The organism is Variovorax sp. GW823-FHT02B07, from assembly GCF_058797695.1.
The window spans coordinates 134,011-149,735 of the sequence record NZ_JBXAJX010000006.1 but is presented as its reverse complement, the minus strand read 5'-3'; the positions used below and the strand labels follow the sequence as shown (position 1 = coordinate 149,735).

14 protein-coding genes and 1 pseudogene are annotated in these 15,725 nt (G+C 70.7%); 6 read left to right on the top strand and 9 right to left on the bottom strand.

Annotated features, from left to right (window positions below):
- The first annotated feature begins 20 nt into the window (after positions 1 to 20).
- Entirely contained in the window at positions 21 to 1,277 is a 1,257-nt protein-coding gene (locus AC1RGU_RS25750) for a 6-phosphofructokinase (RefSeq protein ID WP_492699008.1), read from the top strand.
- Positions 1,274 to 1,492 (top strand): cysteine-rich CWC family protein, encoded by a 219-nt coding sequence (locus AC1RGU_RS25745; RefSeq protein WP_095743338.1) that lies wholly within the window; start codon positions 1,274 to 1,276, stop codon positions 1,490 to 1,492. The genes AC1RGU_RS25750 and AC1RGU_RS25745 overlap by 4 nt, the downstream gene beginning before the upstream one ends.
- On the opposite strand, the gene AC1RGU_RS25740 is transcribed toward AC1RGU_RS25745, so the two are convergent.
- Positions 1,483 to 2,805, bottom strand: coding sequence for a zinc-binding metallopeptidase family protein (locus AC1RGU_RS25740; protein WP_492699006.1), 1,323 nt, complete (start codon positions 2,803 to 2,805; stop codon positions 1,483 to 1,485). The genes AC1RGU_RS25745 and AC1RGU_RS25740 overlap by 10 nt on opposite strands.
- Before the next feature lie 131 nt (positions 2,806 to 2,936).
- Here AC1RGU_RS25740 and AC1RGU_RS25735 point away from each other — a divergent pair, with 131 nt between their 5' ends.
- Positions 2,937 to 4,427, top strand: coding sequence for a DHA2 family efflux MFS transporter permease subunit (locus AC1RGU_RS25735; RefSeq protein WP_492699004.1), 1,491 nt, complete (start codon positions 2,937 to 2,939; stop codon positions 4,425 to 4,427).
- A gap of 137 nt (positions 4,428 to 4,564) precedes the next feature.
- Positions 4,565 to 5,650, top strand: coding sequence for an ABC transporter substrate-binding protein (locus AC1RGU_RS25730; RefSeq protein WP_235944208.1), 1,086 nt, complete (start codon positions 4,565 to 4,567; stop codon positions 5,648 to 5,650).
- A 19-nt stretch (positions 5,651 to 5,669) separates the two neighbouring features.
- Here the strand turns inward: AC1RGU_RS25730 and AC1RGU_RS25725 are convergent, their stop codons facing one another.
- The 8 genes and pseudogenes from AC1RGU_RS25725 to AC1RGU_RS25690 all read right to left on the bottom strand — a co-directional run bounded on the left by AC1RGU_RS25725 (position 5,670) and on the right by AC1RGU_RS25690 (position 13,879).
- Complete coding sequence (locus tag AC1RGU_RS25725; RefSeq protein ID WP_062479768.1) at positions 5,670 to 6,089, bottom strand: hypothetical protein; 420 nt, start codon at positions 6,087 to 6,089, stop codon at positions 5,670 to 5,672.
- A gap of 54 nt (positions 6,090 to 6,143) precedes the next feature.
- Positions 6,144 to 6,914, bottom strand: a complete 771-nt coding sequence (locus tag AC1RGU_RS25720) for an SDR family NAD(P)-dependent oxidoreductase (protein WP_492699002.1) — start codon at positions 6,912 to 6,914, stop codon at positions 6,144 to 6,146.
- Positions 6,911 to 7,708, bottom strand: coding sequence for an SDR family oxidoreductase (locus AC1RGU_RS25715; RefSeq protein WP_159278765.1), 798 nt, complete (start codon positions 7,706 to 7,708; stop codon positions 6,911 to 6,913). The genes AC1RGU_RS25720 and AC1RGU_RS25715 overlap by 4 nt, the downstream gene beginning before the upstream one ends.
- Positions 7,705 to 9,095, bottom strand: a pseudogene (locus tag AC1RGU_RS25710) (transaminase). The gene AC1RGU_RS25715 and the pseudogene AC1RGU_RS25710 overlap by 4 nt, the downstream one beginning before the upstream one ends.
- 11 nt (positions 9,096 to 9,106) lie before the next feature.
- Positions 9,107 to 9,778, bottom strand: coding sequence for an HAD-IA family hydrolase (locus tag AC1RGU_RS25705; protein ID WP_492698998.1), 672 nt, complete (start codon positions 9,776 to 9,778; stop codon positions 9,107 to 9,109).
- Complete coding sequence (locus AC1RGU_RS25700; RefSeq protein ID WP_492698996.1) at positions 9,775 to 11,019, bottom strand: Tm-1-like ATP-binding domain-containing protein; 1,245 nt, start codon at positions 11,017 to 11,019, stop codon at positions 9,775 to 9,777. The genes AC1RGU_RS25705 and AC1RGU_RS25700 overlap by 4 nt, the downstream gene beginning before the upstream one ends.
- Positions 11,016 to 12,407, bottom strand: coding sequence for an aminotransferase class III-fold pyridoxal phosphate-dependent enzyme (locus AC1RGU_RS25695; RefSeq protein WP_492698994.1), 1,392 nt, complete (start codon positions 12,405 to 12,407; stop codon positions 11,016 to 11,018). The genes AC1RGU_RS25700 and AC1RGU_RS25695 overlap by 4 nt, the downstream gene beginning before the upstream one ends.
- 29 nt (positions 12,408 to 12,436) lie before the next feature.
- Positions 12,437 to 13,879, bottom strand: coding sequence for an NAD-dependent succinate-semialdehyde dehydrogenase (locus AC1RGU_RS25690; RefSeq protein ID WP_492698992.1), 1,443 nt, complete (start codon positions 13,877 to 13,879; stop codon positions 12,437 to 12,439).
- 143 nt (positions 13,880 to 14,022) lie between these two features.
- Between AC1RGU_RS25690 and AC1RGU_RS25685 the strand changes: the two genes are divergently transcribed.
- Entirely contained in the window at positions 14,023 to 14,553 is a 531-nt protein-coding gene (locus tag AC1RGU_RS25685; protein ID WP_492698990.1) for a MarR family winged helix-turn-helix transcriptional regulator, read from the top strand.
- A gap of 125 nt (positions 14,554 to 14,678) precedes the next feature.
- Positions 14,679 to 15,674: a helix-turn-helix domain-containing protein gene (locus AC1RGU_RS25680; RefSeq protein ID WP_159273608.1), complete on the top strand. Its 996-nt coding sequence runs from the start codon at positions 14,679 to 14,681 to the stop codon at positions 15,672 to 15,674.
- Positions 15,675 to 15,725 lie beyond the last annotated feature (51 nt).

Here is a 15,725-nt window from a genome sequence, read left to right as displayed (position 1 = left end):
GCTGCGGGAGAATGCCGCGCATGCCCCTCCTCAACGCCTTCTACGCCCAGTCGGGCGGCGTCACCTCGGTCATCAACGCCTCGGCCTGCGGCGTGATCGAGACGGCGCGCCAGCACCCGGACCGCATCGGCACGCTCTATGCCGGACGCAACGGCATCCTCGGCGCGCTCACCGAGGACCTGATCGACACCAGCGCCGAGCCGGCCGACGCGATTGCGGCGCTGCGCACCACGCCCTCGGGCGCCTTCGGCTCGTGCCGCTACAAGCTCAAGTCGCTCGAAAAGAACCGCCGCGAGTACGAGCGCCTGATCGAGGTGTTCAAGGCGCACGGCATCGGCTACTTCTTCTACAACGGCGGCGGCGACTCGGCCGACACCTGCTTCAAGGTGAGCCAGCTGTCGCAGTCGATGGGCTACCCGCTGCAGGCCATCCACGTGCCCAAGACCATCGACAACGACCTGCCGCTGACCGACTGCTGCCCGGGCTTCGGCTCGGTCGCGAAGTACGTGGCGGTGTCCACGCTCGAAGCCTCGTTCGACGTGCGCTCGATGGCCGCCACCTCCACCAAGGTGTTCGTGCTCGAGGTGATGGGCCGCCATGCCGGCTGGATCGCCGCGGCCGGCGGGCTGGTGGCCGACCATGGCATTCCGGTGGTGGTGCTGTTCCCCGAGATCGAATTCGATGCGGCCCGCTTCCTGGCGCGCGTCGATGCCATGGTGCAGCAGCACGGCTACTGCTCGGTGGTGGTGTCCGAGGGCTGCCACCATCCCGACGGCACCTTCCTGGCCGAGCAGGGCGCGCGCGATGCCTTCGGCCATGCGCAGCTGGGCGGTGCGGCGCCGGTGGTCGCGCAGATGGTGAAGGAGGCGCTGGGCCACAAGTTCCACTGGGCGGTGGCCGACTACCTGCAGCGCGCGGCGCGGCACATCGCCTCGGCCACCGACGTGAAGCAGGCCTACGAGCTGGGCCAGCGCGCGGTCGAGCTGGCGCTCGAAGGCCGCAACGCGGTGATGCCGACCATCGAACGCACGAGCGACGTGCCTTATGCGTACACGCTGGGCGCGGCGCCGCTCGACGCGGTGGCCAATGTCGAGAAGCCGATGCCGCGCGACTTCATTTCGGACGACGGCTACGGCATCACCGAGAAGTGCCGCCGCTACCTGCTGCCGCTGATCGCGGGCGAGGACTACCCCGCCTACCGCGACGGCCTGCCGGTGTACGCGACGCTGCGCAACGTGGCAGTGCCGAAGAAGCTGCCGGCCTTCGCGCTCGCATGACGGTGGTCATCGACACCGCGCGCTGTCCGCTGTGCGGCGAGGCGAACCGCTGCGCGATGGAGGTCGAACGCGAGACCGGGCAGGCGCAGCCGCCCTGCTGGTGCATGGCCGCCGATTTTTCGCTGGCGCCGCTCGACACGCTGCCGCCGGCGTTGCGCGGCCAGGCCTGCATCTGCGCGCGCTGCGCCGCAGGAAAGCCGCCGCCTCAGGACTGAGCGGCGTCGCCCTGCGACTGCGATTGGGTCTGCCCCTGTGCAGGCTCGGCAGCTTCCGTCGCGGCTTCCGCCACATCCCCCGCCGTCACCATCGTCGGCGCCGTGCCGCTGCGCTGCGCGGTGACCACGCCGTGGATGAACTGCAGCTTGCCCACCGCCGCGCGCGGCAGCACGAAGGGGTAGTAGTCGGGCTGGCCCATGCTGCGCGACAGCTCGTTGAGCATGCTGGTCAGCAGCACCCAGCCGTTGATGAAGTCGAGGAATTTCGCGGCATCGGGATGCTCGGGCTGCCACAGGTCGGCGGCGGTGAACAAATCGTTCTGCAGCTCCACGTTGCTCGCGTCGATGCCGAAGCTCATCGCCGTGTCGGCCGTGTCGGCCATGTGCAGGTAGTGGGCCCAGGTCTCGGCCCAGTCTTCCCACGGGTGCATGCTCGCGTAGCTGCTGACGAAGCGCTGCGCCCAGTCGGGCGGCGGGCCCTGCTCGTAGTGCTGCTGCAGCGCGGCGCCGTAGTCGGCGCGCTCGTCGCCGAAGAGCGCGCGGTAGTCGTCGATCCAGCGCGTGGGCAGCACCAGCAGGTCCCAGTAGTAGTGGCCGATCTCGTGGCGGAAATGGCCCAGCAGCGTGCGGTAGGGCTCGTGCATCTCGGCGCGGATGCGCTCGCGCACGGCGTCTTCGGCCTCCTCGGCGTTGAGCGTGATCAGGCCGTGCTCGTGGCCCGTCATCACGTGCGGGGCGCCCGGCATGTTGCTGAGGAAATCGAAGGCCAGCCCGTGCACCGGATCGGCATGGCGGCTCACCACCGGCAGGCCGAGCGCGAGCAGCTGCGAGATCAGGCGGCGCTTGGGCATCTCGAGCTTGCGCCAGAGTTCGCCGTTGGCTTCCACCGACAGGTCGGGGATGGTGCGCGTGACGCTGCAGGCCAGGCAGTAGCCGGGCGCCAGGCCCTGCGTGTCGGCGGGAATCGTTTCGCCCTCGCGCGGCTGCGCCACCATCCAGTTGCAGGCGGCCGGCGTCATGAGGTTGGCGCAGCGGCGGTAGGTGGCGCCGTGCGGATCGCCGAAGACGGTGAAGGTGTCGGGCAGCGCGCCCTCGCCTTCGGCCGGCGCCAGCGGCACCACGCCGAGGCGGTCGATCACGTAGCCCAGCGGCGTGTGGCAGGCCAGGCACTCGCTGTTGCGCAGGAACACGGGGCGCCCGCACTGGCAGCGGTAGGCGCGGCTGACGGTGGGCGCGGCGAGTTCGGCCGAAAGCGTGGGGGCCGCCTCGGGCGCGGCCGGGTCATGGACGGAGTCGGGGGTCGATGGATGCATGGCTTGTTCTTTGGAGACTTGACGCACAGGGGACAGCCGCCGCATTGTGCGACCGGCCCGCGCGCGGTCGACTCCGCAAACACCGATATGCTTGTAGGACGACGGACCCGCGACCGTCCCTGCGCCGCCCCATGACCTCCCCACAACCCCCTGACACGCCGCCCTCCATGGGTGTCCTGCGCGCCCGCTACGGCGAGCGCTACCGCTGGTACCTGCTGCTGTCGGTCATGGTGGGGACGATGGCGTCCATCATGTCCTCGACCATCGTCAACGTGGCGATCCCCGACATGAGCCACCACTTCGCGCTGGGCCAGGAGCGCGCGCAGTGGGTGAGCTCGGGCTTCATGGTGGCCATGACGGTGTCGATGCTCACCACGCCCTGGCTGCTGTCGCGCTACGGCTACCGGCGCACCTACGTCGGCACCATGCTCCTGCTGCTGGCCGGCGGCATCGTCGGCGGGCTGGCCAACCACTACCCGCTGGTGCTGCTGGCGCGCGTGGCCGAGGGGCTGGCGGCGGGCGTGGTGCAGCCCATTCCGGCCATCATCATCCTGCGCGCCTTCGAACCGCACGAGCAGGGGCGCGCCAGCGGCATCTTCGGCATGGGCGTGGTGCTGGCGCCGGCCATCGGGCCGAGCATCGGCGGCGTGCTGGTCGACCTGTTCGGCTGGCGCTCGATCTTCTTCATGGTGGTGCCCTTCTGCCTGGCCTCGATCTGGCTGGCCTACAAGTTCGTGCCCAAGACCGCGCCCGGTGGCGTGGCCGCGACGCGCGGCAGCGGGCTCGATGCGCGCGGCCTGGCGCTGGGCACCGTGGGCACGCTGTGCCTGCTGAACGGGCTGGTCGAGCTGCGCGGCGATTCGCCGCTGCAGGCCACGCTGCTGCTGGCCGGCGCGCTCGTCGCCTTTGCCGCCTTCGTGTGGTGGCAGCGCCGGCTCATGGCCTCGGGCGGCGCGCCGCTCATGAACCTCGCGCTCTTTCGCTACCGCCAGTTCGCGATGGGCAGCCTGGTCGCCTTCATCTACGGCACCGCGCTGTTCGGCTCGACCTACCTGCTGCCCGTGTACATGCAGGTGGGGCTGCACCTGTCGGCCTCGCACGTGGGCACCACCCTGCTGCCGGCCGGCATCGTGCTGGCCTTCACCATCGCGGGCGTGGGCCGGCTGGCCGACAAGCAACCGACCTGGCTGCTGGTGAGCATCGGCCTGGCGCTGCTGGCGGTGTCGTTCGCGCTCATGGCCGTGCTGCGGCTGGACAGCCCGCTGTGGCTGCTGGTGGTGTTCGCGATCGTCGGGCGCATCGGGCTGGGCTTCATCCTGCCCTCGCTCAACCTCGGGTCGATGCGCCCGCTGGCCAAGCCGCTCATTCCGCAAGGCGCCAGCGCGATCAGCTTCGTGCGCATGCTCGGCGGCGCCGTGGGCGTGAGCCTGTGCGCCATCATTCTCGAATGGCGCCTGGCGGCGCACGGCGACTCGCTCGCCAACCCGGTGAGCACCGCGGCGCGGCTGGCCGCCTTCGACGAGGTGTTCCTGATGCTGGCCGGCCTGTGCGCGCTGGCCGTCTGCGCGGCCTGGCAGCTGCGCGAGCCGCCCGGCGAGGACACGGCGCAACACAGGGGGTAAACCCCGGCGGCGCGGGGACTCGCTTTCGCTTTCAATTGTTATCAGTTGTATCTAAAAGCGGAATCGGTTCCATGCATCGCAGACGTTTTCTCGCCGCCTCGGCCGCGGCGACGGCCGGACTCGGCCCCCTCCTTTCCTTGCCTTCCACCGCCCTGGCCGCCGAGAACGGCGTCAGCGACGGCGAGATCGTGCTCGGCCACACCGGCATCCTGAGCGGGCCGCTGGGCGTGCCGATCAAGGTCGTGATGGCCGGCGCCGGGCTGGCCTTCGACGCGGTCAATGCGCAGGGCGGGCTCGCGGGCCGCAAGCTCAAGCTGGTCTCGCTCGACGACGAGCTCAAGCCCGAGAAGGCCGTCGCCAACTACGAGAAGCTGCTCGCCGAGCACCGCGCCTTCGCCTTCTTCGGCTGCGTGGGCTCGGGCACCACCGCCGCCGCGGCCAAGGTGCTGGGCCAGAGCGGCGCGCCGATGGTGGGCGGCTACGCGGTGTCCGATTCGGCGCGCGAGAAGGTCGCCGGCTCGGGCTACTTCGTGCGCGCCACCTTCGCACGCGAGGCGCAGGCGCTGGTGCAGCACCTGAGCACCATCGGCGTCTCGCGCATCGCCGTGGCCTACCTGGACAACCCCGGCGGCGCCGAAGTGGCGCGGCTGGTCGAGGCGGCCCTCGACGCGCTCAAGCTCAAGCCCGTGGCCGCGGTGCCCGTGAAGGGCGACGGCACGGCCAACGAATCCTCGGGCAAGGCGCTGGCCGACAGCCAAGCGCAGGCCGTGCTCATGTATTTGGGCGGCGGCATCGGCGGCGAGGTCATGAAGAGCGCCTGGACCGCCGGCGGTCGCCAGATGTTCTACGGCATGTCGATCGTGCCGGGCGACGTCACGGCGAAGCTCGTCGGCGACAAGACCAGCGGCCTGGCCATCTCGCAGATCGTGCCCTACCCCTGGAGCGAGGTCGACGCCACCGCGCGCGAGTTCCGCCAGCTGGCCGAGCGCGCCAAAGTCGACATCGGCTACCTGAGCTACGAAGGCTATGTGAACGCGCTCGTGATGATCGAGGCGCTGCGCCGCACCGGCCGCGACCTCACGCGCGCAAAGCTGCACGCCACGCTGAAAGCGATGAAGCTGCGCATCGGCAACATGGAGATCGACTTCACGGGTGCCAGCAACACGGGCTCTCGCTTCATCGAGATGGTGCGGGTGACGAAGGAAGGGCGGTTCCTGCGCTAGAGACAGAGGCCGGCTCTGCTCACAACCCCAGCTGCGTGAGCGCCCACGCCACCGTGCCCAGCTGCATCACGTTGAGCACCATGCCCGCGATGTGGAGCTTGCGGAACTGCACGATCGACGTGTCCGTGGCCGGGATCGTGTGGCGCAGCAGGTCCATGCGCGGAATGATGAGCCAGCGGCGCAGCGCGAAGGCCAGGCCGGCGATGAAGGCCATGCCGACTGCGAAGAAGGGCTTGCCGCACCACGCATAGCTGAGCGCCGCCGCGCTCGCGGTGAGCACCACGGCCACGTAGTAGACGTTGAACAGGCCGCGGATGAAGCGCGAGTCCAGCGGGGTGTCGTGCGAGAGCACGAGCAAGGGCAGCGAGCCCATCATGAAGAACCCCATCCAGACCAGCAGGATGACGGTCGCCATGAGCGCAACGACGATGGGAAGCATCTTTGAAAACCCTCCGCGGCGCGCAAGCATACGCCCGGGCGGGCGACGCGTCTCCTACACCGCGCGTGCGGCCGCCGGCACCCGCGCCCCGCCATCGGCCACCAGCGCCACGCCGGTCACGAACGAGGCTTCGTCGCTGGCCAGGAACAGGCACACGGCGGCCATCTCCTCGGGCGTGGCCATGCGGCCCAGCGCGATGCGCGCCACCGTCTGCGCGCGCGCGGCGTCCTCGTCGATGCCGCGTTCGGCGGCCAGGTCGCGCATCTCCTGGCGGCTCATGGGCGTGTCGACCCAGCCGGGGCACAGCGCATTCACGCGCACGCCCTTCGGGCCATAGGCCTGCGCGGCCGAGCGCGTGAGCGCGACCACGCCGGCCTTGCTGGACGCATAGCTGGCCATGCCGGCGCCCGCATTGAAGGCCGCGACCGAGGCGATGTTGACGATGGCGCCGCCGCCCTGCGCCACCATGCCGGGCAGCACGGCGCGCTGGCAGCGCATGGTGCCGCCGAGGTTGACCTCGTGCAGGCGGTGCCAGTCGCCGTCGTCGATATCGGCCGCGTCGTCGCTCTGCACGATGCCAGCGCAGTTCACCAGCACGTCGATGCGCCCGAAGGCGGCCTGCACCGCGGCCACGGTGGCGCGCACGGCCGCGTCGTCGGTCACGTCGCAGTCGAAGGCCGGGCCGTCGCCCACCGGCTGCGGGCGCGGCCAGCCGGCCACCGCGACGCGCGCGCTCTCGGCCGCGAAACGTGCGGCCACGGCGGCGCCGATGCCGGTCGCTGCACCGACCACGAGGCAGGCCTTGCCGTGCAGGCGCGCGCTCATGTCGGTTGCTCCGCGAAGAATGGGCTTTCGGGCAGCGTCGAGCCGCCATCGACCACGATCGTCTGCCCCGTGATGTAGCGCGCCGCCGGGCTCGCCAGGAAGCGCATCGCGTAGGCGATGTCCTCAGGCCGCCCCAGTTCACCGGCCGGGATGTGGCGCGCGATGCGCGCGGCCTTGGCCGGGTCGGACAGCAGCGAGCCGCCCTGCTTGGCGATGTAGCCCGGCTCCACGCCGTTCACGGTGATGCCCTCGCGCGCGTACTCCAGCGCCGCGGTGCGGATGAAGCCGTTCACGCCGGCCTTGCTGGCCGCGTAGTGCGCGCTGCCCGGCATGGCCACGCGCGGCCCGGTCACCGACGAGGTGACGAGCAGCCGCCCGCCGCCGCGCGCGCGCAAGTGCGGCACAGCGGCCTGCGTGAGCCAAAAGCAGGCCTTGAGGTTGACGGCCAGCGTGTGCTCGAGCTGCTCGTCGGTCATTGCGTCGATGGCGGCCCAGGGGTTGACGGCCGCGTTGTGGACCACGATGTCGAGCGCGCCGAACACGCGCACCGCCTCGGCCACCGCGCGCTCAGCCTCGTCGCGCCGGCCGATGTCGCAGGCCATCGCCTGCGCCGCGAAGCCGCGCGCACGCAGTTCCGCCGCCACGGCCTCGCCCGCACTGCCGGTGCGGTTGGCGATGAGCACCGAGGCGCCCGCTTCGGCGAACACCTGCGCGATGGCCGCGCCGATACCACGCCCGCCACCCGTGACCAGCGCCACCTTGCCCTGCAGGCCGAAGAGATCGGGCGTGCTCATCCCTTGCACTCCCGCACGAACTCGGCGAAGGCCGCGTTGTGCTCGTCCACCTCGCGCTCGGTGGTGCCGGGGCAGCACAGCATCATGTTGTGGAAGGGCGTGATGAGCACGCCGCGGTTCATCATGAAAAGGTGCAGCAGCGCTTCGAGTTCGCCGTCGCGCGTGCGGCGCACGTCGCTCGCGTTGCGCGGCGCGTCGGCGCAAAAGAGCGTCTCCACGCGCGCACCGACCTGCGTCGCATGCCACGGCAATCCCGCCGCGGCGATGCTGGCGTTGACGCCTTCGGCCAGGCGTTGCGCGAGCACCAGCATGCGATCGAAGGCCTCGGGCGTGAGCACCTGCGAGAGCACCGCGCGCATCACGGCCACGGTGAGCGCGTTGCCCGCCAGCGTGCCGCCGAAGCCGGCGTGCGCCGACTGGCGCTTCGTCGGGTGCAACTTGGGCAGCACCTGCCAGACGCGTTCGGCGGTCTCGGCGCTGAGGCCGAAGGCGGCGGCGGGAATGCCGCCGGCGATGGCCTTGCCGATCACGAACATGTCGGGGTCGAGCCCGTGCTGGCGCGTGTAGCCGCCGGGGCCACTCGAGATGGTGTGCGTCTCGTCGATGACCAGCAGCGTGCCGGTCTCGCGCGTGAGGCGGCGCAGCGCGTCGTGAAAGCCGGGCGCGGGCGCGATCATTCCGTAGTTGGTCATGGCCGGCTCGGCCAGCACGCAGGCCACGTCGCCGGCGCGCAGCGCGCGCTCCAGCGCGGGCACGTCGTTGAACTCGACCACGGCCGAGAGCTGGTCGTGCGGAAAGCCGTTGGGGTGGATGTCGTTGCGCATCGCGACGGCGCCGTCGCGCAGTCCACATGCGCCTCTTCCACCGAGCCGTGGTAGCAGCCCGAAAACACCAGCACGCGCGGCCGGCCCGTGACCATGCGCGCCAGGCGGATGCAGGCGCGGTTGGCGTCCGAGGCCGAGGTCGTGAGGTTCCAGTACGGCAGGCCGAAGCGGCGCGACAGCTCTTCGCCGACCCAGGCCGCGTCGTCGGTGGGCAGCATCAGCGAGCTGCCCACGCGCGCCTGCCGCGCCAGCGCCTCCACCACCGCCGGGTGGCCGTGGCCGCACATGCCGCCGGTGTCGCCCAGGCAGAAGTCGGCGTAGCCGTTGCCGTCCACGTCGACAAAGCGCGCGCCATAAGGCAGCTGCGCGTCCTGCACGTACAGCGGCCAGCCGCCGATCCAGCGGCGCATCCAGTGCGAGGGCGCGCCGTAGAGCCAGGCCTGCTGGCCCTGCGCAAAGCGTTCGCCGCTGCGCGCGTGGGTGCGCGCGTAGCGCGCCTGTTCGGCCTGCATCAGGGCCTGCACACGCTCGCGCGGCACGGTGGGTTCGAAGGTCGGGGTCATCGGGAACTCGGTCAGAAAGAAAGAGAGGAAGAAACGCCCAGCATCGAGAGCGCCTGCGCATAGCTCGCGCCCGGATGCATCACGTCGAAGTGCACGGTGCGCAGGCCCACGCGCTGTGCGCCGGCGATGTTGCGCAGCTGGTCGTCGACGAACACGCAGGCGTCGGCGGGCAGGCCGAGCTGGTCCAGGCACTGCTGGTAGGCGCGCGCATCGGGCTTGAGGATGCCGGTGTGCGTGGCGTCCACCACCACGTCGAAGGCGCTCATGAAGGGCAGGCGCTGGCGAAAACCCGCGCCGTAGAACAGGTCGAGCTCGTTCGACAGGATCGCGAGCCGGCAGCCGGCACGCCGCGCCGCCTCGATGGCCGCGAGCGCCTCGGGGCGGATCGCGGCCTCGGGGTCGGCGCCGCGTGCGCGCTGCACGAAGGTCTCCATGCGGTCCCAGCGTTCACCGACCAGCGCGCCCACTTCGCGCGTGCGCGCCATCCAGTAGTCGCGCTCCGAGAGCTTGTCGGCCTGCATGTCGCGCCACAGCGGATCGCTCGCGAGGTCGAAGGGGCCGCGCCACGTGAGCGTGCCGCGCGGCAGCGACAGCGCTTCTTCGGTGAGTGCGTGGGTCTCGAACAGCGTGCGGCTGATGACGCCGCCGAAGTCGAGCACGAGGGCTTGCGTGTCGTGAATCATGCGCGGCTCCCTGCGGGCACGGTGCCGTCGGCCACCCAGGCGTCGAACACGCGCAGTGCGGCGTCGCAGAACGCGCTGTCGTTGATGTGCGCGTCGAGCTCGACGAGCCGCGCCGGGTCCACGCTGCCGCGCAGCGCTTCGGTGAAGGCCGCGAGGCCTTCGGGGTCGTGCAGCGGCTCGCCCGGACGGTCCCAGCCTTCGATGCCTTGCAGCGGCATCAGAAGGCAGGTGGCGCCCTCGGCGCGCGCGAGGCGGCGCGCGATCTCGGCGGCCACGCCACGGCGGAACGCGGGCGCGCTCAGTGCCGAGGCCAGCAGCCGGTTGTGGATGTGCGTGGGCCGGCCTTCCAGGCCTTCGGGCGTGGACTGCCAGGCCGGGTAGTCGAGCATGTCGATGGCGCCGGGCGCGACGATCTGCGGCGTGCCCGCGCGACCGGCGCCGAGCAGGCGGTCGGGCCCGGCCGTCACGCACGAGCCGCCGAGCTGGTTGGCCAGCTCCTGCAGGCTGAAGTCCATCACCGCGCAGAAGCGGCCCTCGGCGGCCAGCGCCTCGAAGGCGCGACCGCCCATGCCGGTGGTGTGGAACACGGCGACTTCGTAGCCACGCGCCTCGAGTGCGGGCTTGAGCGTCTTCATGTAGGTGAGCGCGCTGGAGCCCAGCGAGGTCATGCCCACCAACGGCTTCTCGAAGGCCGGCACGCAGGCCTGGCGGCAGGCGCCGAGCACCGCGCCCGCGGCCTGGCTCAAGGCCGAGCGGCACAGGCTGTTGAGGCCATAAAGCCCGCCGGCCCACAGCACCATGATGAGGTCGGGCGGAATGCGCTCGGGCGGCAGCAGGTGCGAGTAGGCGATGGTCGAGACCAGCACCTTCGGCACGCCCAGCGGCAGCGCCTGCGCCACGTCGAGCGCCAGGTCGGTGCCCATGGTGCCGCCCAGCGCGAGCAGGCCGTCGATGCGGCCCTCGGCCTGCCAGCGCGCGGCGAGCCTGGCGGCGCCGCGCGCCATCAATGTCATGGCGCTGTTCTCGTCGCCACTGGCCGCCACCTCGGCCACGGTCTTGCCGGCGGCGGCGGCCACCTCGGTGTTGGGAATGTCGGGCGTGAAGGGCGCGCCGTCGAGCACGCCCACGTCCATCACGACGACGCGGCCGCCGCCGGCCTCGATGCATTCGCGCATGAACAGCAGCTCGGCGCTCTTGGTGTCGGCGGTGCCGATCAGCAGGATCGTGGGCGATGCACTCACGGCGTCGCTTCCACGTCGGCCTGTACGTCGGAAAATGCGCCTTCGAGCGCATCGACCATGAAGTCGACCTCCTCGCGCGTGATGACCAGCGGCGGCGAGAGGATGAGGTTCGGCCCCGAGATGCGCACCATCAGCCCGCGCTGGTAGGCCGCCTGCGCCACCTTCGCGGCGATCGGGTTGCCGCGCGGCAGCGTGGTGCGCGTGGCCTTGTCGGCCACCATCTCGATGCCCAGCATGAGGCCCATGCCGCGCACGTCGCCGACGAAGCTGAACTTGTCGACGAAGGGCCGCACGCGCGCCTGGAAATGCGCGCCCACGCGCGCCGCGTTGCCAGGCACGTCGAGCGCCTCGATCTGGTCGAGCGTGGCGAGTGCCGCGGCGGCGGCCACCGGGTGCGCGCTGTAGGTGTAGCCGTGGCCCACCGCGGCCTGCCCGGAGGCATCGTTGAGGAAGACCTCGGCCACCTTGTTGCCGATGGCGGTGGCGCCCAGCGGCACGTAGCCCGACGAGATGCCCTTGGCCAGGCACCACAGGTCGGCCTTCACGTTCCACAGCCGCGTGCCGAACATCGCGCCGCCACGGCCGAAGCCGGTGACGACCTCGTCGGCGATGAGCAGCACGCCGTACTTGTCGCAGATCTCGCGCACGCGCGGCCAGTAGTTGGGCGGCGGCACGATCACGCCGCCCGCGCCCTGGATCGGCTCGGCGATGAAGGCGGCCACGGTGTCGGGGCCCTGGAACTGGATCTCGCGCTCCAGCTGCGTGGCGCAGATCTCGCCGAGTTCTTCCGGGTCCTGCGTGTAGGGGTTGCGGTACAGCCAGGGCGTGTCGACGTGAAAGCACCCCGGCAGCAGCGGCTCGTAGGCGCGGCGGAAGTTCAGGTTGCCGTTGACGCTCATGCCGCCGAAGTGCACGCCGTGGTAGCCCTGGCGCAGCGCGATGAACTTGAAGCGGTCGGCCTGGCCCTTGAGCTTCCAGTACTGGCGCGCGAGCTTGAGCGCGCCCTCGACCGCGTCGGAGCCGCCGTTGCTGAAGAACACGGCGGCCACGCCGTCGGGTTCCATGGTCTTGACCAGGCGCGCCGACAGCTCGATGGCGCGCGGGTGCGTGGTGCCGCGAAACACGTTGTAGAAGGGCAGCTCGTCCAGCTGCGCGACGATGGCGTCGCGCACGGGCTTGTTGCTGTGGCCCAGGTTCGCGGCCCACAGGCCGCCGACGCCGTCGAGCATCTTGTGGCCATCGACGTCCCAGATCCAGCAGCCCTGGCCGCGCGCAATGATGTCGGGCTTCGTCTTGAGCATGGCCTGCGGATGCGCCATGGGGTGCCACAGGTACTGGGCGTTGTCTTGCTTGAGCGCCGCCACGGCGGCGGCATCGGTCGTTGTCATGCAGGTCTCCGGAAGTGTTGGGTGTGTGCTCAGGACGGCACGCCGACGGTGAGGGTCTTGACCTCGGTGTAGTGCAGCAGGCCCTCGGCGCCCATCTCCTGGCCGATGCCGCTTTCCTTCCAGCCGCCGAAGGGCATCTCGGGCTGCGAGACGCCGAAGTGGTTGATGCCGACCATGCCGGCCTCGAGCGCGTCGCCCAGGCGGTGCGCGGTGTGCAGGTCGCGCGTGAAGGCGTAGGCGCCCAGGCCGTAGGGCAAGGCATTGGCCTGCGCGATGGCTTCGTCCAGCGTGTCGTACGGCTGCAGCACGGCGATGGGGCCGAAGGGCTCCTGGCGCATCACGCGGCTGTCGGCGGGTGCGTTGGCGATGACGGTGGGCTCGAAGAAGAAACCGGGGCGCTGCACGCGGTGGCCGCCGCACAGCAGCTGCGCGCCGCGTTCCACGGCGTCGTCGACAAAGCGCTGCATGTCCTCGATGCGGCGTGCGTGCGCGAGCGGGCCCATCTGCGTGGCGGGGTCGGTGCCGTCGCCCAGGCGCAGCGCGCGCGCGGCCTGCACGAAGGCCTCGCTCCATTCGCCGAAGCGCGCGCGCGGCACGTAGAAGCGGATCGGCGACGCGCACACCTGGCCCCCGTTGCGGAACTTGGCGGCGAGCGACTGCTTGAGCGCGAACGGAAAGTCGGCGTCGTCGCAGACGATCACCGGCGCGTGGCCGCCGAGTTCGCCGGTGAAGCGCTTCACATGCCGCGCCGCCTGCTCGCCCAGCAGCTTGCCCACGGCCACCGAACCGGTGAACGACACCTTGGCGATCGCCGGATGGTCGATGAGGAAGGACGACACCTCGGCCGGGTCGCCGCACACCATGTTCAGTGCATCGGGCGGCACGCCCGCGTCGAGAAAGGCGCGCACCAGCAGCATGCAGGTGCCCGGCGTTTCTTCCGCCGGCTTGATGACCACGCTGCAGCCCGCGGCCAGTGCACTCGCGAGTTTTCGCGCCGGCAGGTTGGCCGGAAAGTTCCACGGCGTGAAGGCCGCCACCGGCCCCACGGGCTGGCGCATCACCGACTGCGAGAGGATGCCTTCGACGCGCGGCGGCACGAGGCGGCCGTACAGGCGCTTGGCCTCCTCGGCCTGGAAGTCGATGATGTCGGCCGACAGCGTGACCTCGCGCAGCGACTCGGCCAGCGGCTTGCCTTGCTCGAGCGTGAGCACGTGCGCAATCGTCTTCGCTTGCGCGCGGATGTTCTGCGCGGCGGCGCGCAGGATGTTGCAGCGTTCGAGTGCGCTCTTGCTGCGCCACTGCACGAAGCCGCGGCGCGCGGACGCGGCCGCTTCGGCGAGTTCGTCGCGGCCGGCCAGCGGCAGCTGTGCGATGACTTCTTCAGTGGCGGGATTGACGACCGCGCGGCGGCCGCCGGCGGTCTGCGTGCGCCATTGGCCGGCGATGTGCAGTGCGAGTTCGGGGTAGTCCATGCCCTGCACGATAGGGAGCGAGCCCCTTGCCGCGTTATCGAAAACTGGCAAACCTCGCGCGGCCTCGTGCGTGATGCGCAAGGGCCTTCCTATACTGTCCGCGCCGATCTTCTTTCACGACGCCTCCACGCCACGACCTCACCGTGCCCCGTTCACGCATCCCTTCCCGGCCCAGCGCCAAGCCCCTTCCCAAGGCACGCAGCAATGCCGCGAGCGCCCCGGCCTTCGACCTCGAGACCTTCCTGCCCTTTCAACTCTCGGTGGTTGCCAACCGCGTGAGCCAGACGGTGGGCCAGTCGATTGCCAGCCGCTTCTCGCTGCAGATTCCAGAGTGGCGCATCGTCGTGGTGCTGGGCAAGTACGGTGCACTGTCGGCGCTCGAGATTGCACAGAAGACGAGCATGGACAAGGCCCGCGTGAGCCGCGCGCAGCACCGGCTGGTGGACCTGGGGCTGGCCAACATGCACCCTTCGGCGGACGACCGCCGCAAGGTCATCGTGTCGCTCGAGGAAGAAGGCCTGGCGCTGTACCGCGACATGGTGCCGCTGGCGCACGACACCGCGCAGCGCCTGTTTTCGCAGCTCACGGCGGACGAGCGCCAGGTGCTGCAGACCATCGTGCAGAAGCTGTTCGACAGCACCACCGGCTTCGAGCCCAGCGGCGAGCTCGAATAGGGCGCGATCGGGTGGCTTAGGGGTTTGCCCTGTCACTTTAAGATCGTTGTCAACGAAACAATCTGGTCTGGAGATTGCTTCCGGCACGGGTCTTCGCACCCCTGCCACCGCTTCGCCGGACCGCCATGACCAGCCAGACCGCCTCCGTTCTTCCCGCCCCCGCCCCCACCGTCGCGACGCGCTGGACCCTGTCCACGCACGACATCGACGCCTACGCCAGCGGCCAGAACGGCTGGCACTTGGCGTGCGACATGCTCTCGGGCGGCAGCTTCGCCGGCTTTCTCGACCATGTGCAACTGCCCGGCCTGCGGCTGGTGCGCGAAACCACCAACCGCGCGCTGCGCCAGCACGGCGAGATGAACCCCGACTGCTGCGGCTTCGCCCTCACCTGCCGGCAGGACGGCGAGGCGCGCTTCTCGGGCCAGCGGCTGGACACCGAGTCGGTGATGGTCGGGCGCTGCGACGAGCTCGACCTGTGCAGCCCGCCGGGCTTCGAGCTGACGGGCATCGTGGTCGACAACGCGCTGCTGCAGTCGCTCACCGAACGCCTGAACGACCGCGCGCCGCCGGCCTGGCTCGAACGGCGCGTGGTGCTGCACTTCGACGACCCCACCATGCAGTCGCTGCGCGGCACCCTGCGCGGCGCCTTCAGCGCGCTCGACGCGATGCCCGGCCTGCTCGACGACCCCGTCGCCACGGTGCAGCTGCGCGACGACGTGCTGCTGGCCTGGCTCAACGCGCTGCCCGAAGACGTCGACCTGCGCGAGCTGCGCTCCACCGAGGCGCACCGCCGCGTGGTGCGCCGCGCCTGCGAGCTGATGATGTCGCGGCCCGACGAGCCGCTGTCGATGCTGCAGGTGTGCAGCCGCATCGGCGCGAGCCAGCGCAAGCTGAACTACTGTTTCCAGGAAACGCTGGGCCTGAGCCCCGCGCGCTACCTGCGGGCGCTGCGCCTCAACGGCGTGCGCCGCGCACTGAAGCGGCCCGAGTCGCGCTCGGTGCAGGACATCGCGGCGCACTGGGGCTTCTGGCACCTGAGCCAGTTCGCGACGGACTACCGGCGCCAGTTCGGCGAACTGCCCTCGCAGACGCTGCGCGGCGCGGCGCTCACGAGGCACTGATCCGGTGCACGGGCCGAGGGGAATCCCTCGGTTTTCGGGGCGCCAGTTTTG